Source organism: Helicobacter cinaedi PAGU611 (assembly GCF_000284635.1).
Classification (GTDB): Bacteria; Campylobacterota; Campylobacteria; order Campylobacterales; family Helicobacteraceae; genus Helicobacter_C; species Helicobacter_C cinaedi.
This window is the reverse complement of the sequence record NC_017761.1, coordinates 1,848,107-1,867,067: the sequence shown is the minus strand read 5'-3', so window position 1 is coordinate 1,867,067 and position 18,961 is coordinate 1,848,107. Positions and strand designations below refer to the sequence as shown.

Below are 18,961 nucleotides of genomic sequence, written 5' to 3'. Positions count from 1 at the left end.
AAAGCAGTTTGATAGCGGGTATCATAAATTGGCTCTCACAAATAATGTAAGCAGAATCTTGTTATAATGTCAAAAATTCTGCAAGTAAAGGACAAATATGGAGATTTTACATAGTATTAATGACTTTAATGAAGCAAAGCAGGTTATTCCCGGTGGGGTAAATTCGCCTGTTAGGGCATTTGGCTCTGTGGGCGGGACACCGCGATTTATCGCTAGGGGCAAGGGAGCATATATCTATGATGAAGATGATAATGCCTATATTGATTTTGTGCAAAGCTGGGGACCGCTGATATTTGGACACGCTGATGAGTTTATAGAATCTGCCCTTACTCTAGCCCTCAAAGATGGACTTAGCTTTGGTGCGCCAACGGAGAAAGAAACAACACTTGTAAAGCAGATTATCTCACTTACGAATAGTGTGGAGAAAATGCGACTTGTAAGCTCGGGGACGGAAGCTACTATGAGTGCGTTGCGATTGGCTAGAGCATTTACTAATAAAGATGATATTATCAAGTTTGAGGGTTGCTATCACGGGCATAGCGATAGCTTACTAGTTTCTGCAGGCAGTGGCTGTGCGACATTTGGGACTCCTAGCTCACCGGGTGTGCCAAGCGATATTTCAAAGCATACTTTAGTAGCAAGGTATAACGATATAGATTCTGTGAAGGCGTGTTTTGAGCAAAGTAAGAATGTGGCGTGTGTGATTATTGAGCCGTTGGCTGGGAATATGGGCTTTGTCCCTGCTGATAGGGAGTTTCTCCACGCATTGCGAAAGTTATGTGATGAGCATAACGCCCTTTTAATCATAGATGAAGTGATGAGTGGCTTTAGGGCTAGGTTGAATGGGGCATTGGGAATCTATGATATTGAAGCGGATTTGGTTACTTATGGTAAGGTGATAGGCGGTGGGTTGCCTTTGGCGGCTTTTGGTGGGAGGGCTGAAATTATGGATATATTATCCCCCGTTGGAGGCGTGTATCAAGCCGGGACTTTAAGCGGGAATCCCATTGCCGTAAGTGCGGGGATAGCCACACTCTCACTTATCAAATCAAAGCCAAATTTATATGATGAGCTAGAATCTTTAGCAAAAACTTTGACACAGGGCTTAAAATCTGCCGCACAGGAGTATAAGATTCCATTGCAGGTGGATTATCGTGGCAGTATGTTTGGCTTTTTCTTTAACGCAGGGGCGGTAAAAAATTTTGATGATGCGAAAAAGAGTGATGTAGCGATATATGCGAAGTTTCATCAAAAAATGCTAGAAAAGGGTGTATATTTTGCCTGCTCGCAGTTTGAGACAGGTTTTATTTGCTCTGCGATGAATGAAGCGATGATTGAAGAAGTGATACAAAAGGCAAGAGAGAGCTTTAAAGAGATACATTTTGAAGGCTAAAAAGTGGAAAATATAGATAAAAAGCAGAATCTAGATTCTATTAAGCTTGAAGCAACTCACTCAACGCTAGATTCACACTCACAAGATTCAAAAGTATCTAGCCTAGAATCCACACAAGAATCTATACAAGATTCTACACAAAAAGCCACACAAGAATCGCAAAAACCGCGTTTAAGTGCGGTAGTTAGCGGTGCAAATGAGCTAAGTTTGGGCATATCCATTGTGGTGGCAGTGGCTTTAGGCATTGGCATAGGCATTGGGCTAGAATATCTAAGCGGGGCTAGATGGAGCTTTTGGCTTGGTGTAGCTTGGGGCATTGGAGCGGCGATTTTAAATATCTACAAAGCCTATCAGCGTCAGCAAAGAGACGCACAAGAACTCGCTAAAAATCCACGCTATGCCTATAAGCCACAGGATTCAAAAAAAGCCCAAAATGACGATGATGAAGATGAAAATGGCAAATACTACTAAAAATTATGTCTGCAAGCTTGGGCTAGGCATTACAGGGGTAGTGTTGGGAGTAGCGTTGATTGGTGGGCTTGTGGCATTGCTTTTTGGTATGGAGGCGTTATTGAGTTTTGAAGTGGCATTTTTGGGTTTTGTGTCTATTGTGGGAGGATCGTTTGCGGGGGTGCTAAAAAGAGTGAAAGCACAGGAGCAAGATTCTATATCCTTAGATTCACGGCAGGATTTAGATATGCAGCAAAGTCTTACGCAAGATTCGCAACTTGCAGAAGAAACTAAAAAATCTCACAATCAAGAAAAGCAGGAAAATTCAAGCTTTTCTACTCGCTTTGTGCTTGGCACACAGATGAGTTTTTCGCTTTTAAGAATGCTAGGATATATTATTTTTACCGGGCTTATTTTGTTTTTATTGCATTATAGATTCTTTTCTCTTCTATGGTTTTTTGTGGGGCTATGCGTGGCATTTGTGGTGCTTGTGGGGCTGGGTATGTTTGCGGTAAAAGCCTATAAATATACCAAAATGTAGTTTAGATTCTATACAATGCTAAAACAAGCTAAAAACGAAGGAGTAGATTATGGGCGTAGAGCGATTTAAGGTGTTTGTTGATGAGTATCAAAAAAGTGGGGAATACAAAGAGCCACTAGGCTTTGGAATCTCACGCGTGGAGATTGGCAAAAAGTCTAAAGCGGTGCTTTGTGCGACTTATCCTACAATGAATTGGAAAGGTGAAAATCTCGGCACTTATGCGGTGCTATGTCAAAGTGCAAAGGAGGCGGAGCAAATCTCTGCAACTGAAAATGAAGCGGTGTATGGCATTAATCAAGAGTTTGTTAATAAGGCTTTAGAGCTATATGAGCCGTTTTTAAGCGAGGCTTTAAGTGATCTGTCAGCACACAAAAATATTCAAGTAATATTAGAGCTTAAAAAACAAGCCAACAAAGGTAAGCTAAAGACAAAAGGCGGTAGGGCGAGATACAGATTCTGCGTGATTTATAAAGATGAGAAATGCGAGAGTGTAGAATCTGCGTATCTTAAACTTCTAGCCCTTTCACTTGGCAAAGCCCCATTGCGTTCCTTGCAACTTGATGGAATCTTTGGGCTATTGCAAAATGTCGCTTGGAGTGGGAATAAACCCTATGAGCTAGAATGGCTTAGAGAGAATGAAATTGCTTTAAAAATGGAGGGTGAGTTTCCACATATTGACTTTGTGGATAAATTCCCACGCTATTTAATGCAAGTCATTCCACAATATGATAATATCCGCTTATTAGATTCTGCGAAAACTCGCTTTGGTGCGTATCTTGGCAGTGGTGGCTATACGCAAATGCCCGGAGCTAGTTATGTGAATTTTAACGCTGGGGCTATGGGGGCGTGTATGAATGAAGGACGCATTAGCTCAAGTGTGGTTGTGGGGGAAGGCACGGATATTGGCGGAGGGGCTAGTATCTTAGGTGTGCTAAGCGGGGGTAATAGTGAGCCTATTAGCATTGGTAAAAACTGCCTACTGGGTGTGAATAGTGCCACAGGCATAAGTCTAGGCGATGGCTGTATTGTAGATGGCGGTATCGCGGTGTTAGCTGGTGGAGTGTTTTACATTAAGCCTGAAGAGGCGGTAAAAATTGCAGAGATTAATGATACTTTTGCTGTCAAAGAGAGCAATCTCTACAAAGGCAAAGAGCTATCTGGCAAACACGGAATCCACTTTAGATGTGATTCTCAAAGTGGCAAAATGATAGCCTTTAGGAGTAATCGTAAGATTGAGCTAAATAGTGCATTGCATTAATCTGCGTTGTCTCTTGCACGCTTTTTTGGGAGTTTGCTTTTTTGCTTCGGCACTACCGCTTAGGTAGCTTCTCGCAAAAAAAGCTTCACAACCCAAAAAGTCATCACAAGATACTTCCGCAGTAGACATTGTGGAGTTTGTTAGATTCTAGAATCGGCGATTACTTCGTCTCGTGCTTCGTCATTTGGCAAGTGTGGATTTGCCACCGCATATATTTAATAAACTCCTTGCACTCGGCTCGTAAAGCTCCGATTCTAGCAAAAAAGCTGACGCAGAATCGGATTCTGGTAAGTGAGATAGAATCTTGTCTTTAATATGGCATTATTTTTGCTTTGAATGTTTTAGGTAATTTCTTAGTCTAGGATATACGATGAAAAAACTTTGTATGCTTTTTTGTATAGCAATAACGATGAGTGTGCTACTTGCAGAGCCACAAGAGACTGCTGGAGAGATGAGTAAAGCTCCTAGCACACAAGAAGATTCTATCCCTAATGTCAATGCACCAACTCCGCCACGGCAGGATAACACACCTAGCGGACTTCTAGGCTCACAGCCTCTCACCCCTTCTCATCAAATCACAGGTGCACCACTTGATGATATGCTTGAAAATGTTAATGAATCAAATACCGCACTTAAATCGGCAATGAGCTTTGCAAAGCAGGGGGATTATGAGAGTGCGTTGCAGCTCTTTATGCAATCTTGCGATCAGGGTAATGCGGCAGGGTGCTTTGGCTCGGGGCTTATCTATATGTATGGGGCAAACTCTGGTGTGCCTAATCCTCAAAAAGCAGTAGATTATTATTACAAAGCTTGTGTGGGTGGCGATGCGGTGGCGTGTGCTAATCTAGCTATGGCATATGACAATGGGCAAGGTGTCAAAGAGGATAAAGATCAGGCTGCACAGCTTTATGAAGTGGCGTGTCAAGGTGGAGATTCTCTAGGCTGCACAAATATCGGCTGGATGTATGCTAATGGTGTTGGTGTGAAAAAGGACTACCAAAAGGCGTTGGCGTATTATAATAGTGCGTGTCAGCTAGGGAGCGATTTGGGTTGTTATAACCTTGGGCTTATGAGTAACACCTATAATGTCTATGGTATGACAAAGGATAAAATGAGCTATGTGGAGATGAACTATGTAGCTTGTCAGCAGGGCGATATTGTGGGCTGTGGGAATCTGGGCTGGATGTATGCCACAGGATCAAGTGGAGCGGAAAAGAGCTACTATAATGCGGCAAAATATTTTACCCTTGCGTGTGATAGCGGACATATTCAAAGCTGTAATAATCTAGGTGTGCTATATGATGGTGGCTTTGGCGTAAGGCAGGATAAACGCAAGGCTATTGAGCTTTTTGGCTTGGCGTGTGATTATGGCATAGAATCTGGTTGCAACAGCTATTCGCTTATGAGAACAAGAGGGAGTGTCAGTGCGGGGAATAATAACTTCTTTGGCTTGAAGTAATGCGTCTTAATCAATATATCGCTCATCATACAAAATATTCTCGCAGAGAGGCGGATAAGCTTATAGAATCTGGGCGAGTAAATATTGAAAAAAGCAAGGCGAGTTTGCAGAGTGTATTACGAGAGGGTATGAGTGTTTTTATAGATGGCAAAAGAATTGTGCCAAAGGAGCAATTTACCTGCATTGTCTATCATAAGCAAAAAGGTGAGCTTGTGAGTAAAAGCGATGAGCGTGGGCGGAAGGTGATTTATGATAGCCTTGAAAGTCGCTTTAAGCATTTTATGTATGTGGGGCGATTGGACTTTGCAAGTGAGGGACTGCTTATTTTGACTGATAGCACACCTGTTGCTAAGGCATTAATGGAATCTCATTTAGAGCGGGTCTATCTTGTAAAAATTAATGGTGAGATTACAAAAGAAATCATAGAGGCTATGGAAAAGGGCTTGGTAAGCGAAGATGCGAGGGCTGGTGGGCACATTAAAAGTAACATTGTGGCAATGGAGTTTGCCCCATTTGCACACTATGAGATTCTTAAAAATGATAAGAGACATTCAAAACTCAAAGTAAGTATCACAGAGGGAAAAAATAGAGAGTTAAGGCGGTTTTTTGGAGTATTTGGTAGAGAGGTGCTAGACTTACGCCGTATAGCTTATGGCTTTGTGAATCTTAATGCTTTGCCTTGTGGCAAAAAGCGATATTTTACAAAAGAAGAATACAAGAGCCTACATACATTTTTAAAAGAACAAGCCCTGTTGGGAGTTTCAAAAACACCTAAGAGCATTCCGAAAATTCTCAAACACACTTCGTGAGATAAAGCAAAGAGAGATAGGTATCAATTTGACTTGATGATTTGTGAGATTCTAAGGTAAAACATTCTTAAGAAATTTAAACATAAATTTTATTACATATTGTATTTTTAAAAAAAGTGATATAATACCGCCTTTATGAAACAGCACAAGGAGTGTATGTGATAGAGCTTCGTGGCATTAATAAGACTTATCCTAATGGTTTTGTGGCACTGAAAAATATAGATTTGAGTGTGGAAAAGGGCGATATTATGGGGATTATCGGCTATTCTGGTGCGGGAAAAAGCACTCTTATTCGCATTATCAATCGCCTTGAAGAGCCAACAAGTGGAGAGATTCATATTGATGGTGTGAATCTCTTAAACCTTAAGGAAAAGGCATTGCAAAAGGAGCGTCAAAAAATCGGTATGATTTTTCAGCATTTTAATCTTTTGAGTGCGAAAAGTGTCTTTGATAATGTCGCCTTTGCCCTGCGTATCGCTAAGTGGAAAAGTAGCGAGATTAAGCCGCGTGTGAATGAACTATTAGAGCTTGTGGGCTTAAGCGATAGAGCGGGATTCTATCCTAGTCAGCTCAGTGGAGGGCAAAAGCAGAGAGTGGCGATTGCTAGGGCATTGGCTAATCACCCAAAGGTGCTTTTATGCGATGAGGCAACTTCCGCACTTGATACAAAAACAACAAAATCCATTCTTTCCCTTTTGCGTGATATACAACAAAAGCTCGGGCTAAGTGTGGTGCTTATCACACATCAAATTGAAGTGGTGCGGGAGATTTGCAATAAGATGTGTGTGGTGAGTGGTGGTGAGATAGTGGAGCGGGGCAGCGTGGATTCTGTGTTTGCTTCACCAAAACACGCTATTACAAAGGAACTGATTTCATTTTTGCCTCAAGATGAAGGGCGTGTTATCTCGCATTTGCAAAATAAAGACAATGTGTATAAGATTATTTTCACAGGACCTTATGCGCAAAGCCCTCTTATCTCACAGATGATTCGTAAATTTGATATTGATGTGAATATTTTAAGTGGTAATATTGATGAACTTGCCACAGGGGAAGTTGGGCATTTGGTGTTAAAGTTTATCGCACAAGATTCTCTTCTGCAAGATTCGCTCAAATGGCTACAAGAACAAGGCGTGAGTGTGGAATCTCTAGCTCATCATTCTGCTTACATAGATTCTAGCAAGGGGGAATAAAATGCTTGATTTTTTAAATATGTGGGAAAGGCATTTTTTGGTATTTTTGGGAAATGTTTTTACAGATCCTATCGCCTTTAGCCTTGTTAAATCCTGTTGCGAAACACTCTATATGGTGCTTTTCTCTACATTCTTTGCTGTGCTTTTTGGATTGCCTTTGGGTGTGCTTTTAAGTGCGATTAAGCCCTCTGGTATTATGGCAACCCCAAGTTTATATAGAATCTTAAGTGCTATTGTGAATGTGGTGCGTTCCTTTCCTTTTATTGTGCTTATCTTTTTGCTTTTGCCGCTTTCAAAACTCCTTATCGGCACAAGTATCGGTAGCACGGCGGCGATTATCCCTCTTGTGATAGCCGCTACACCTTTTATCGCACGGCTTTTTGAAGGGGCGTTTGATGAGGTGGATAAGGGGCTGGTAGAAGCTACAATGAGTATGGGAGCAAGTAAGAAAGTGGTGATTTTTATGATGATTTCTGAAACTCTGCCTTCCATTGTTAATGCTATCACAATTACTTCAGTTAGCCTTGTTGGCTTTTCTGCAATGGCTGGTGTTGTGGGGGCTGGTGGGTTAGGGGATTTAGCTTATCGCATTGGCTTTCAGTCTTTTAAGCCTGATGTTTTGACCTATGCGGTTATATGTATCATCGTTATGGTGCAATGTATTCAATCAAGTGGCGACTTGTTTGTCAAGCGTTTGCGTCAATATCGTTAGAATCTAAACATTTAAACCATAAAAAAGGAGGTAGTGAATGAGAAAAATTGTGAGTTTGGCTTTTGTAGTAGCCTTAAGTGCGGGATTTGTGGCTTGTGGAGATGAAAAAGCCAAATCAAGCAAAGATGAAGTGAGTAGGTCTGATCCCTTGAGAGTAGGGGCAACACCTGTGCCAGCTGCGGAGATTTTGGATTTTATTAAACCGCAACTTCAAGCAAAGGGCGTGGAGATTCAGATTCAAAACTTTACTGATTATGTTGTGCCTAATACTTCTTTGGCAGAGGGAAGCAGTGATGCAAACTTGTATCAGCATAAGCCTTTTATGGATAAGACTAATGAAGAAAAGGGGTATAAGCTTACAGCAATTGCACCTGTGTATGTCGTGCCTTTGGGTTTTTATTCACAAAAGGCAAAAAGTGTTGATGAGATTCCACAAGGGGCGAGTATTGCCATTCCCGGCGATGCTTCAAATATGGCAAGGGCGTTTATTTTGCTCCACGATAATGGTGTGATAAAAATCAAAGAACCTAGCAATCTCAATACAACCGAGCTTGATGTCATAGAAAATCCTAAAAAAATCGTGTTTAAGCCTATGGAAGCAGCGTCTTTGCCACTAGTGCTTGATAGCGTTGATGGTGCAGTGATTAATGCAAACTATGCTTTGCAGGCAAAAATGAGCATAAAGTCTGCCATTTTCCACGAAAATGATAAAAGTGCGTATGTGAATGTGCTTGTGGCAAGGGAAGATAACAAGGACGATGAGCGTATAGCTAAACTCAAAGAAGTGCTTTTAAGCAAGGAAACGCGTGAGTTTATCCTTTCAAAATATAAGGGCGAGATTATCCCTGTGAGTGTGGCAGAATAGAAGTGAAGCGGCGTAAGTGAATCTTGGAGTGAGATTCTAAAGATTCTAAAATTTAAATAACCAAAATAAAAGGAGAAAAAAATGAAAAAGTTACTTGCTTTAGTTTTTGCAGCAGGTTTAGCCTTTGTTGGCTGTGGTGATGATAGGGATAAGGAAACATATCCTAAAAAGACACAAGAGCAAGAAAAAGTCGTGCTAAAAGTCGGTGCTACGCCTGTGCCACACGCAGAGATTTTGGAGTTTGTAAAGCCTGATTTGGCAGAGCAGGGTATTGATTTGCAAATTGTGTCTTTTACAGATTATGTTTTGCCTAATATTAGCCTTAATGATGGCTCACTTGATGCGAATTTTCATCAACATAAGCCATTTTTAGATTCTCTTAAAGCGGATAAGGGCTTAAAGTTAGAATCTATTGCAACAATCCACATTGAGCCAATTGGGCTGTATTCTCGCAAACTTAAGAGTATTGATGAATTGCCACAGGGGGCTAGTATAGCTATCCCAAATGATCCAAGCAATGGTGGTAGAGCATTATTGTTGCTTGAGGCAAAGGGTTTGATTAAGCTTAAAGATTCTAGCAATCTCACCTCAACAGAGCTTGATATTGTAGAAAATGCTAAAGACATTAAAATTAAGCCCGTTGAAGCCGCACTTTTGCCTCGCACACTTGATGATGTTGATGCAGCTGTAATCAATGGCAACTACGCGTTGCAAGCTGGGCTTAAAAGCGGTGATGCGTTGGTGCTAGAGGGTAAAGAATCTCCTTATGCCAATATCCTTGTCGTGCAGGAATCTAGGGTGAATGATGAGACCTTGCAAAAGCTTAAAAATGCACTGCAAAGCCAAAAGGTAAAAGATTTTATCCAAACACAATACAAAGGGGAAATAGTTCCTGCATTTTAAAACATTGCAGAATCTTTTGTAGATTCTGCAAGACGCCACTCTGCTTTCAAACTAAAAAGTTTATCAGTTAATTAACATTTGTTACAATCCCGCCTTTATTTCAATAGATATATAACATAGCAATTTCAAGGATAGGGAATGATTGATTTAGGTAAGGAACTGAAAAATTCTACATTGATAACCTCTAAGACAGATTTAAAAGGCAAGGTCGTGTATTGCAATAAGGATTTTATCCAATACAGCGGCTATAAAGAAGAAGAGATTTTTGGCAAACCTCATAGTATCGTGCGACATAGTGATATGCCTAGGGCGGTTTTTAAGCTTTTGTGGGATTATGTGCAAAGGGGAGAGGAGATTTTTGCTTTTGTGAAAAATAAAACTAAAAGTGGCGGACATTATTGGGTGTTTGCTAATGTTACGCCTTCATTTGATACAAATAATCAAATTGTGGGGTATTATTCCGTGCGGAGAAAGCCAAATGCAAAGGCAGTGGAGAAAATTGCTGGAGTATATAGAGAGATGAAAAATGCAGAATCTCAATCTATGGAGGCGAGTTTAGCCGTGCTTCATAAGATTTTAGATAAAAGCAAGATGGATTACAATCAGCTGATTTTGACAATGCAAGATAAGGCGTAAGGGGACTTATGAGTAAGATTAATATTGTTTCTTTGTTGCTTCTTTTGGTGGGCATTGGTGTTGATGGCTATTGTAATGGATTTAGTTTAGCAAGTCTTATTTTTGCACTCCTTGCTGGAATTGTGTGTGTGAGATTCTATATGGCAAGGCACGATGAGCGACTTTTCAAAACTTTGGCTCATACGACAAAAGAATATGCTTTAGGCAAGTTTGATTCACGCATCACACATATTAAGGGGAGCGGTGCTGTTGTAGAGATTTGTGAGCATTTGAATGATTTTGCTGATCATTTGGAAGCTTTTTTGCGTGAAGTGAAAAGCTCTATTGAAAGCTCGCAGGAAGGGCGATACTATCGTAAAGGCTTTGCAGGTGGGCTAAATGGGACATTGGCTCAAAACATAGAAGGGATTAATAAGGCTCTAAGTGCGATTGAAGAAAACGCTAAAGATTCTATTCGCAACGCATTGTCTAAAAATTTGATGAATCTTAGTCTAAAAAGTCAAAATGCAAATCTTAATAGCATAGCAAATACGCTGAATGATGATATTGTTTATATGAAGAAGGTGGATTTAAATGTCCGCGATATTCGTGATGCGTCAATTGAAAGTCGCGAAGATGTGAGTAATTTGACAGAATCTATTAGTGAGTTGCTTTCATTGATTGAGAGAAATAATCAATCTATTCAAAGCCTTGCTGAAAAATCACGCGAGATTGGCAATATTGTCGCACTTATTGATGATATAGCTAATCAAACTAATCTTTTAGCATTGAATGCTGCTATTGAAGCTGCTCGTGCTGGAGAACACGGCAGAGGATTTGCAGTTGTTGCTGATGAGGTAAGAAAACTTGCTGAAAATACGCAAAAAGCTACAAATGAGATTTCCATCTCTATCCAAAGTATGCAACAAGAAGTAGGGAGTATTGAACAGGGTGGTGATGAGGTAAGCAAAATTGCTTCTGTGTCTGAATCTAAGCTCCATACATTTAATGAGGTGTTTGACAAAATGGAAGCTAATAGTGCGTCTTTAGATGAGATATTCGCCCAGCTTTATAAGCAGTTAGTGCTATCAGTAACAAAGCTTGATCATATTTTGTTTAAATCAAATCTTTATCTCTGTCTTAACACGCAAGAGAAAAATGAGAATCTTGTCTCGCTTAATCCTATCTCTCGTTTGCTTGACAATGAAGATGCACAAAGTGTGATTCATACACTTTTACCACAAAGCAGGGCAGATGAGATAGCTCAAAGACTTTCTACAGATTCTGCCAAGGCAACCTCATTTATTGGTGAAGAGATTACACAAAGTAATTCTACAGAGATTATTCAAAGTGTAAGTAGTTTGGAGCAGACTTCAAACTCTCTGCTTGAAAGCCTAAGCAAAAATTAGAGTGTTTTTAAGAATGCCTCAAGTGCTTGAATCTCATCACTACTTAAGTTTAGCGGCTTTAGAAGTAAATCTGTCTTAGGGTAGGGGAGATTTTTCCTTGTTTTATCTTCTAGCTCTTTGGTGTTTGCATTTGGGTGGAACATTCCTCCATTATAGGCATTCAGCACTCCACGCAGATGTGGAAAAAGCCCATTGTGCATATAGGGTGCTGTTTTGACTACATTTCTAAGGCTTGGCGTTTTAAACTTGCCTATATCCTCTGTGTTGCCCGTAGTGTGAAACAAGCCTAAATCCTCATATTTTCTTCCATAGTAGGTGAGCCCCAGATTGTGAAAACTCTCATCGCTAAAACTCGCTCCATAATGGCAGTTCATACAACGAGCTTTAGTGCGGAAGAGATGTAGCCCCCATACTTCCTTATCGCTTAGGGCTTGGGATTGCCCTTTCATAAATTTATCAAAACGGCTATTTTTTGGCATAAGCGTTCGCTCATAAGTGGCGATAGCTTGGGCTAAACGCTCCGTGGTAATCTCATCACTCCCAAAAGCCTCTTTAAACATCGCTTTATAACTAGCATCTTTAGCCAATCTTTTGACTGCTTTTTGTGGGGAATACGCCATTTCCTTTGGGTCAGCTATGGGAAAAAGAGCTTGAGATTCTAAGTCTTTTGCCCTCCCGTCCCAAAACTTTTCCTTTCCAAATGCTGACATTACAACGCTTGGTGCGTTGCGTTTGCCTAGTTGGCGATTATGTCCATAGCTTACGCTTCGCCCATCGGCAAAGCCTAGTTCTTTATCGTGGCAAGTGGCACAAGCAATTTGTTTGCTTTGAGAGAGGATAGGGTCAAAAAAGAGCCTTTCCCCAAGCTTTGCTTTAGCTAATGAATAGGGATTAGATTCTGGATAGGGCGGTGTATCTGGCAGGGCGGATAGCTCTTCCCACAACACACTAGAATCTACTTGTGGCTTTTGCCATTGAGATTTGGGAGAGAGATACATTTTTCGCAGGGCTTGTATATTTTTTGGCATAGCATAGGCTGAGCTTATGCCAAGCACACAAACGATTGCGATTGTCTTGTGTCTGCTATTATGTAAAAAGTTTTTCAAAATTTATACCCCCCTTGAATCCAAAATTGTCGTCCTATCTCATACACCGCCACAGATGCACTTGAAGGGATACCGGGTATCACAGCACCATTTGTTCCGCTAAGGGCAGCTTTGTTGCGAGTGTTTAGCACATTATATATATCAAAATTCACAAATACAACATTATCTTTCCATATACTCATCTCAAAGCCTAGACGCATATCCCAGCTAAAAGCTCCATCAAAGTGCATTTTACCATATTGCTTTAAAGTTGAGCTGGATTTATAGCCCGGGCTTGTTTTGTTTAAAAGCACCATTGCATCATATCCGCCACGATAGCGGAAGAAATTATTAAAAAGCCATTTTGTCCTCCATAGTTTAAAAGTATGTGTTGTGGAAAGCCTCAAGGTAAAAGGTCGTGCGAAGTTTTCAGTTGGTCGATCCTTATACTTGATCTGGATACCATTATAAATAATGTCATCATTGTTAAGATAGGCATCATCAGTGGAGTAGAGATTGTAGCTTCGTGCTACCTTAGTATAATCAAAAGCAAAAAGTATGTGATTTTTCACGCTATATATCTCTAAGGGTTCGGTGCTTTGTAGGCTAAGGGTGATGATATGGCTTTGACTTTCCCCATCATTCGTCCAAGTGGTTATAGAGCTTTTATTTTGCTTAATACTTTTTTTCATTACTTCATCTTGTCCGTGGCGATAGATGTATTTAGCACTTAAGCTAAAAAGCCCAAGATTCTGCATTATGCCTCCCATAAGCTCATCGCTATAAGGGACATTGAGCTTATGGAAAGCATAGCTTGACTTGCCTTCTTTTGCTGTGGTTGGAGTCCAGCTAGAATTAGAATCTGTCCTTTTGTATTCCTGTGTGCTATTTGCCACAAGCTCATAGAGGCGGTAGCTTAAGAGATTCCGTCCATAGTAGCGATTTGCTCCAAAGATAAGCTCACTTTTATACTCTTCCCAAGGGGCAGTGTAGTTAAGACTAAATCGTGGAGCTAAGGTGTGCTTTTGCATATAGGTATCGCCATCTAGTCGCAATCCTAGCCGTGTTTGAATCTTGCCTATTTGCTCCAAGTCAAGCAAAATAGAATCTTCAGCATAGATTCCATACGCAAGGTTATCAAGGGCTATTTCACCGCTCTTAGATTCTGTAACTTGATTAAAATATTGTCCTTGCCAAGGTGGTTTTTTACCATCGCCTTGCGTTTGTGTATTAGAGCAGGTAGCAAAGTCAAACATACTATCCGTGCCACAAGTTTTTTTAAGTTCAGCAGGATTTCCAAAAGAATAGTAGGGATTTTTACGATTGCGATAAGCGTGAGTGTAGTTTGCCTCAAAGCCTATGTTGAGCGTATGCTCGCTTTTCCATAAATCCCAAGATTCAAAGTTCATATTTGACTTATAATTGAGTGTATTTTGAATCTGCTCCATATCGCCATATCCACCTTCACTAGCCCTTGGACTTTTTTTGCTATTTGTCCCTGCCCAGTCCTTATCGCCTTGTGAATAATACCACGACATAAAGTAGTTTTTCTCACTCTCCCTTGAGTTCTGCATAAAAGAGTAGCTCAAAGTATTGCTCCATAGCCCTATGTTGCTATCATAGAGGGCTTTAAGCCCACTTTGAATCCCCCCACTTTTCATACTATAAAAGCTATGTTTTGCTACGCTACTGTAGTAGGTATTATCTTGAGGCATATAGGCGAGACTTGCTTCAAGCGTTAGCTTTTCGCTTGGATTATAATGTGTTTTAATATAGTAGTTATCAATATAGCGATGCTGCTCTCTTGTAGCATTTGCCTCTGTGCCGATGTCAAATGAATAACCTTTAAGTGGGATAAAGCTCCGCGTGGTAGAAAAGCTTGTGATAATGCCTAGATTCTGCGTAGCATAGCCCTCAAGATTGGCACGGATTAAATGTTTTGTGAAATTTGGCTGATAGTTTTCATTTGAGCTTGTAATGAAGTTTGCCTCTTGGCTTTCATCTATGAAATATTGCGTTAAATCACTGCCGGTGAATTGATAGCTCACTCCTCCGTGCCACCCAAATAAGCCGCCCTTATCAGCTCGTGGCTTTCGCACATTTGCTTCTACCACTCCACCGGTAAATCCCCCATAAGCAGCCGAGATATTAGAATCTTGCACTTGGATAGATTCTAGAAGGCTTGTATCCACTGCTAAACCTTGACTTCTCCCACTTCTTAACGCATTTGGTCCATTTGTAGCCCCGCCATTTGGGTCTAGGTCATTATTCATATTAAAGCCATCAAGCTGGAAATTATTTTGATAGAAAAGTCCGCCACTAATGCTTATATTTGCTGGGTCAATCTCGCCGGGTGTAGAGGACTTGAGCTGTGCGTTATCAAATTGAACATTAGGAATTATTTTTAATATTGATGTAATATCGCCATTGCCACTTGGCGTAGAATCTAGCATAGTTTTATTGAGTTTTGAACCGCTTTGGTAGGTTGTTGTGGTTGGTGTTGCGGTAACGATAGAAGTGGAAAATTTGACATTTCTATGCTGTGGGCTTTGCTCTATGGGGCTAGAATCTTGCGTAGCGTATAGGCTTAGATTACTTACAAAGCATATCGCACAGAGGAAGAAAAATCCTTTTATATAAATAATATTTGTTTTCATTATTGATGCTCCAAAATTAAAATGCGGATTGTAGGATAAAGATTCTAAAACTATTATAAAAACAATTCTTATTTTAATATTTTACTTTTATTATCTTTTATGCTATAAGCTAGACTTTTTATTTTAACACTAAGGAGCATTTATGAAAAAAGTCGGTTTATTTTATGGAAGTGATGGCGGGGTGACACAGGAAGTCGCACAGAAAGTTGCAGATAAGCTTGGTGATTGCCAAATGTTTGATGTAGCATCTTGTAGTGCTGAAGATATAGCTGGATTTGATAATCTTATCCTTGCTACGCCAACTTATGGCTCTGGAGATTTGCAAGATGATTGGGATAGCTTCTTATCTAGCCTTGATGAAAGTGCCTTTAGCGGCAAGACAATCGCTCTTTTGGGACTAGGCGATCAAGATATTTATAGCGATACTTTTTGCAATGGGATAGCCCATATTTATAAAAAAGTTTCAAAGCAAGGCAAAATCGTAGGGCAAACAAGCACAGATGGTTATACCTTTGATGATAGCGAAGCGGTAGTTGATGGTAAGTTTGTGGGATTAGTCATTGATGAAGTCAATCAAGAAGAAAATACAGAGCAAAGAATTGCAGCGTGGATTGATAGCCTAAAAAACGCTTTTGCTTAAATTTTAAAAACGCCAATTTGCTTTGGCGTTAGAATCTTAATTTTTTACATTGTGCTTATTATGGAGCTAAGAATCTCACTCTGCACCAATGCCATATAGCCAATCGTCCCGCACACAATACTCACAACAGGAATCTTAAATAAAATATGTGTGCTACTCACAACAAACACAGCGATAATTTCATTCAGCCCATAAGGCGTTTGTGAAAAATTTGTATCTTTCAAACAATACACAATAAGCATCGCAATAATCGCACTAGGTAGCACTTTACCCAAAAAGATGATATAAGCAGGTGTGGATTTAGCAAAAATGATAAAGGGTAAAAATCTACTCAAAAAAGTATTGATAGCAATGAGTGTAACAAGCAGTATAGAGTGGTAGATTTCAGGATTCAAGAGACTTTCTCCGTAGTGTAAGAACGATACAGATTCCAACAAGGGCTGGGAGTAAAAAATGCTCGGCTTTAAAAATATACAAACACGCAAGGCTAACAAGAATCCCAATAAGTGCGGGTGTTCTCATTGTTTTATTCCGCCATTGCTCTATGAAAATCACCACAAAAATCGCACTCATTACAAAATCAAGCCCCTTTGGCTCAAAGTCTGCAAAACTCCCCACAATCGCCCCAAGTGTGCAGCCTATAATCCAATAGCTATGATTTAATAACGCGATAAAAAAATCAAACCAATGCTTATCAATATGTGGCTTTGGGCTTTTGAGATTAAGCAGGGCTAGAGTTTCATCAGTAAGTGAGTAAATCATATAGTAAGACTTTTTGCCCATTTGCTTAAAACGCTCTAGCATACTGATAGAGTAAAAAATCTGCCTTGCATTAATCATTGAAACAAGCACGAAAGATTCCCACAGCCCAGCTCCACTTGCCATAAGTCCAACAGCGATAAATTGTGTCGTCCCACCATAAATAACTACCGCCATAATAAACGCCCACAATGCCCCATATCCCGCCTTTTGGAGCAAGATTCCAAACACCATACCCATAAAAACATAGCCAACCAAAATAGGAATAGTATGTGGAAAAGCGTCTTTTAACGCCCACAATACATTTAAGGCATTTTTAGGCATTACTACATTCTTGTTTTTGCTGTAATGCCAAGCAGGGCTAATCCGAGCGTGAGCGTTTGACTAACGACTTTTAACGCATATAAAATATCATTTTGATTTGGAGTTTGCAGGATTTTATGCGTGTTGTAGAAGCTATGCAGACTTGCGGCAAGATTTTTAAGATACTCGCATATTTTTTGCATTTCTCTATCGCGGAAGCTTGATTCTAAGATATGTGAAAGACACAAAGATTCAAAAAGCAAATGTGTAGCAGAATCTTTAATGTGAGAATCAAAGCTCAAGCTTTGGATATTTTTTTCCAAATCCTGCATATTTACACCTGCTTTTTCAAAAAGCGTATGGATTCTCGCATTAGCGTAGTTGATGTAGTAGATAGGATTGCTTGAATCTTGCTTTTTTAGCTCATCTACATCAAATTCAAGGTGTGTATCGGGCTTTTTGGAAAGAAAGATAAATCGCAGGGCATCACTGCCAATCTCACTAGCCACATCTTTCATAAGGATAAAATTCCCAGCCCTTTTACTCATCTTATAGGGTTGTCCGCCTTTAAGGAGACTTACCATTTGAGAGAGTAGCACCTCAAGCTTATTCTCATCATAGCCTAGAAAGTGTATCGCCGCCTTTACTCTTTGAATATAGCCGTGATGATCAGCTCCCCAAATATTAATGTAGCGTTCAAAGCCTCTTTGAAACTTATCCTGATGATAGATAATATCCCCTGCTAGATAGGTTGGCTCACCGCTCTCACGCACAATCACGCGGTCTTTTTCATCATTAAGCTTTGAAGATGCAATCCACACTTTAGAATCTTGAGTGTAGATTCCATTATTTTGCTTTAAAGTCTGCAGTGTGCTATTCCAGCGTTCATACAAAGCCTTTTCACTGACAAAATTATCAAAGCTAATGCCAACTTGTAAAAGATTATCCTTAATCTCTTGGAGCATTGCATTTTTGCCAAAATCCGCAAGTGCGGGGATAGAATCTTCACTCTCAAAAATGCTTTTCCCAAAGTGTTTTTCACATTCTTTTGCTAAATCTACAATGTATTCCCCACGATAATAGCTCTCTGGATACTTCACTTCACGCTTTAAAATATGCTCCTGCCCTGCAAGAAGTAAGGATAGTCCAAGCATTTGAATCTGCGAACCTGCGTCATTGATATAATACTCTGTGGTAATCTCATAGCCCAAATGCCTACCCACACGCGATAATACATCACCATACACAGCCCCCCGTGCGTGTCCTATATGCAAAGGTCCCGTTGGGTTGGCACTGACAAACTCAAGCAAAATGCTCTCTTTGTTTTGCTTACTTTGTGGTGCGGTAGATTCTGCTTTACTTATATCAAAAAGAAAATCGGCAGAAAGGGTTAAATTAATAAAGCCATTGAGTGCTTCTACCTTGCTAAAGGCAGGATTTTGGGCTAGGGATACTGAAAGCTCTTCAGCTAAAAGCTTGGGATTTTGCCTTTTTATTTTCGCAAGGCTAAAAGCAAGAGGTGTGGCTAAATGCCCAAAATCCTTATTTTTAGGCTTTTCTAAAACAATCTCACTTTCATTCTCAAGCCCACAAGCTTGAGCTAAAATAGCTTTAATGTGCTGATACATTAGGCTTCTTGCTTTTAAGAATCTGCTTTATTTTGTGTGGTAGATTCAGTAGCTTGGGTTTGCTTGATTTGTGAAGTTTCCCCTACTTGCGAGATTTCTTCTTTGTTTGTTGCGCTTTCATCATCTTCTTTGACTGCTTTTTTAAAGTTTTTTATCCCACTGCCTAAGCCTTTAGCAAGCTCTGGAATCTTCTTGCCACCAAAAAGTAACAACACAATAACTAAAATTAAAACAATCTGCCATAGATTAGGTGGTGTCATAGGAACTCCTTTGTGTTAAATTGAG

General features: G+C 40.1%; 19 protein-coding genes. 13 read left to right on the top strand and 6 right to left on the bottom strand.

What is annotated here, in order from left to right; translation table 11 throughout:
• Positions 1-97 precede the first annotated feature (97 nt).
• The 12 genes from hemL to HCN_RS09390 all read left to right on the top strand — a co-directional run bounded on the left by hemL (position 98) and on the right by HCN_RS09390 (position 11,604).
• Positions 98-1,393, top strand: a complete 1,296-nt coding sequence (gene hemL, locus HCN_RS09445; protein WP_002955864.1) for a glutamate-1-semialdehyde 2,1-aminomutase — start codon at positions 98-100, stop codon at positions 1,391-1,393.
• A gap of 3 nt (positions 1,394-1,396) precedes the next feature.
• Positions 1,397-1,864, top strand: coding sequence for an AtpZ/AtpI family protein (locus tag HCN_RS09440; protein ID WP_014667348.1), 468 nt, complete (start codon positions 1,397-1,399; stop codon positions 1,862-1,864).
• Positions 1,833-2,384 carry a hypothetical protein gene (locus HCN_RS09435; RefSeq protein ID WP_232501864.1) on the top strand — a complete coding sequence of 184 codons (552 nt, stop codon included), beginning with the start codon at positions 1,833-1,835 and terminating at the stop codon, positions 2,382-2,384. The genes HCN_RS09440 and HCN_RS09435 overlap by 32 nt, the downstream gene beginning before the upstream one ends.
• Positions 2,385-2,433: 49 nt before the next feature.
• On the top strand, positions 2,434-3,642 hold the full coding sequence (locus tag HCN_RS09430; RefSeq protein WP_014667616.1) for a 2,3,4,5-tetrahydropyridine-2,6-carboxylate N-succinyltransferase: 1,209 nt from the start codon (positions 2,434-2,436) through the stop codon (positions 3,640-3,642).
• 370 nt (positions 3,643-4,012) lie between these two features.
• Entirely contained in the window at positions 4,013-5,101 is a 1,089-nt protein-coding gene (locus HCN_RS12445) for a tetratricopeptide repeat protein (RefSeq protein ID WP_014667346.1), read from the top strand.
• A complete protein-coding gene (locus tag HCN_RS09420; protein ID WP_014667345.1) occupies positions 5,101-5,910 on the top strand; it encodes a pseudouridine synthase in 810 nt (269 codons plus the stop codon). The genes HCN_RS12445 and HCN_RS09420 overlap by 1 nt, the downstream gene beginning before the upstream one ends.
• A gap of 158 nt (positions 5,911-6,068) precedes the next feature.
• On the top strand, positions 6,069-7,100 hold the full coding sequence (locus HCN_RS09415) for a methionine ABC transporter ATP-binding protein (RefSeq protein ID WP_002955858.1): 1,032 nt from the start codon (positions 6,069-6,071) through the stop codon (positions 7,098-7,100).
• Positions 7,101-7,119: 19 nt separating this feature from the next.
• Positions 7,120-7,812, top strand: coding sequence for a methionine ABC transporter permease (locus HCN_RS09410; RefSeq protein ID WP_172580142.1), 693 nt, complete (start codon positions 7,120-7,122; stop codon positions 7,810-7,812).
• A gap of 37 nt (positions 7,813-7,849) precedes the next feature.
• Positions 7,850-8,677, top strand: a complete 828-nt coding sequence (locus tag HCN_RS09405) for a MetQ/NlpA family ABC transporter substrate-binding protein (protein WP_002955856.1) — start codon at positions 7,850-7,852, stop codon at positions 8,675-8,677.
• A gap of 81 nt (positions 8,678-8,758) precedes the next feature.
• The gene (locus tag HCN_RS09400; RefSeq protein ID WP_002955854.1) at positions 8,759-9,580 is read left to right on the top strand and encodes a MetQ/NlpA family ABC transporter substrate-binding protein; all 822 of its coding nucleotides are present in this window, start codon (positions 8,759-8,761) and stop codon (positions 9,578-9,580) included.
• Positions 9,581-9,718: 138 nt separating this feature from the next.
• Entirely contained in the window at positions 9,719-10,216 is a 498-nt protein-coding gene (locus HCN_RS09395; protein WP_002955851.1) for a PAS domain-containing protein, read from the top strand.
• Between the two features lie 8 nt (positions 10,217-10,224).
• Positions 10,225-11,604, top strand: coding sequence for a methyl-accepting chemotaxis protein (locus HCN_RS09390; protein WP_002955850.1), 1,380 nt, complete (start codon positions 10,225-10,227; stop codon positions 11,602-11,604).
• Here the strand turns inward: HCN_RS09390 and HCN_RS09385 are convergent.
• Both HCN_RS09385 and HCN_RS09380 read right to left on the bottom strand, forming a co-directional pair.
• Entirely contained in the window at positions 11,601-12,710 is a 1,110-nt protein-coding gene (locus HCN_RS09385; protein WP_014667344.1) for a cytochrome-c peroxidase, read from the bottom strand. The genes HCN_RS09390 and HCN_RS09385 overlap by 4 nt on opposite strands.
• The gene (locus HCN_RS09380) at positions 12,707-15,346 is read right to left on the bottom strand and encodes a TonB-dependent receptor (RefSeq protein WP_014667343.1); all 2,640 of its coding nucleotides are present in this window, start codon (positions 15,344-15,346) and stop codon (positions 12,707-12,709) included. Before HCN_RS09380 ends, HCN_RS09385 begins: the two co-directional genes overlap by 4 nt.
• Positions 15,347-15,488: 142 nt before the next feature.
• Between HCN_RS09380 and HCN_RS09375 the strand changes: the two genes are divergently transcribed.
• The gene (locus tag HCN_RS09375) at positions 15,489-15,986 is read left to right on the top strand and encodes a flavodoxin (RefSeq protein ID WP_002955847.1); all 498 of its coding nucleotides are present in this window, start codon (positions 15,489-15,491) and stop codon (positions 15,984-15,986) included.
• A gap of 44 nt (positions 15,987-16,030) precedes the next feature.
• On the opposite strand, the gene HCN_RS09370 is transcribed toward HCN_RS09375, so the two are convergent.
• From HCN_RS09370 to tatA, 4 genes are read right to left on the bottom strand one after another with little or no spacing between them, the layout of a single operon-like run.
• Positions 16,031-16,381 carry a branched-chain amino acid transporter permease gene (locus tag HCN_RS09370; RefSeq protein ID WP_002955846.1) on the bottom strand — a complete coding sequence of 117 codons (351 nt, stop codon included), beginning with the start codon at positions 16,379-16,381 and terminating at the stop codon, positions 16,031-16,033.
• Positions 16,371-17,069, bottom strand: coding sequence for an AzlC family ABC transporter permease (locus tag HCN_RS09365; RefSeq protein WP_002955845.1), 699 nt, complete (start codon positions 17,067-17,069; stop codon positions 16,371-16,373). Before HCN_RS09365 ends, HCN_RS09370 begins: the two co-directional genes overlap by 11 nt.
• 2 nt (positions 17,070-17,071) lie before the next feature.
• Positions 17,072-18,676: an arginine--tRNA ligase gene (argS, locus tag HCN_RS09360; protein ID WP_014667342.1), complete on the bottom strand. Its 1,605-nt coding sequence runs from the start codon at positions 18,674-18,676 to the stop codon at positions 17,072-17,074.
• Between the two features lie 14 nt (positions 18,677-18,690).
• On the bottom strand, positions 18,691-18,936 hold the full coding sequence (gene tatA, locus HCN_RS09355; RefSeq protein WP_014667341.1) for a twin-arginine translocase TatA/TatE family subunit: 246 nt from the start codon (positions 18,934-18,936) through the stop codon (positions 18,691-18,693).
• Positions 18,937-18,961: the final 25 nt, after the last annotated feature.

What these genes read in the sequence shown, in the direction of transcription:
- hemL (WP_002955864.1), top strand. Translation starts at nt 98, where the DNA reads ATGGAGATTTTACATAGTATTAATGACTTTAATGAAGCAAAGCAGGTT.
- HCN_RS09405 (WP_002955856.1), top strand. Translation starts at nt 7,850, where the DNA reads ATGAGAAAAATTGTGAGTTTGGCTTTTGTAGTAGCCTTAAGTGCGGGA.
- HCN_RS09365 (WP_002955845.1), bottom strand. Translation starts at nt 17,069, where the DNA reads ATGCCTAAAAATGCCTTAAATGTATTGTGGGCGTTAAAAGACGCTTTT.
- HCN_RS09395 (WP_002955851.1), top strand. Translation starts at nt 9,719, where the DNA reads ATGATTGATTTAGGTAAGGAACTGAAAAATTCTACATTGATAACCTCT.
- HCN_RS09420 (WP_014667345.1), top strand. Translation starts at nt 5,101, where the DNA reads ATGCGTCTTAATCAATATATCGCTCATCATACAAAATATTCTCGCAGA.
- HCN_RS09410 (WP_172580142.1), top strand. Translation starts at nt 7,120, where the DNA reads ATGTGGGAAAGGCATTTTTTGGTATTTTTGGGAAATGTTTTTACAGAT.
- HCN_RS09380 (WP_014667343.1), bottom strand. Translation starts at nt 15,346, where the DNA reads ATGAAAACAAATATTATTTATATAAAAGGATTTTTCTTCCTCTGTGCG.
- HCN_RS09390 (WP_002955850.1), top strand. Translation starts at nt 10,225, where the DNA reads ATGAGTAAGATTAATATTGTTTCTTTGTTGCTTCTTTTGGTGGGCATT.
- HCN_RS12445 (WP_014667346.1), top strand. Translation starts at nt 4,013, where the DNA reads ATGAAAAAACTTTGTATGCTTTTTTGTATAGCAATAACGATGAGTGTG.
- tatA (WP_014667341.1), bottom strand. Translation starts at nt 18,936, where the DNA reads ATGACACCACCTAATCTATGGCAGATTGTTTTAATTTTAGTTATTGTG.
- HCN_RS09435 (WP_232501864.1), top strand. Translation starts at nt 1,833, where the DNA reads ATGATGAAGATGAAAATGGCAAATACTACTAAAAATTATGTCTGCAAG.
- HCN_RS09430 (WP_014667616.1), top strand. Translation starts at nt 2,434, where the DNA reads ATGGGCGTAGAGCGATTTAAGGTGTTTGTTGATGAGTATCAAAAAAGT.
- HCN_RS09375 (WP_002955847.1), top strand. Translation starts at nt 15,489, where the DNA reads ATGAAAAAAGTCGGTTTATTTTATGGAAGTGATGGCGGGGTGACACAG.
- HCN_RS09400 (WP_002955854.1), top strand. Translation starts at nt 8,759, where the DNA reads ATGAAAAAGTTACTTGCTTTAGTTTTTGCAGCAGGTTTAGCCTTTGTT.
- argS (WP_014667342.1), bottom strand. Translation starts at nt 18,676, where the DNA reads ATGTATCAGCACATTAAAGCTATTTTAGCTCAAGCTTGTGGGCTTGAG.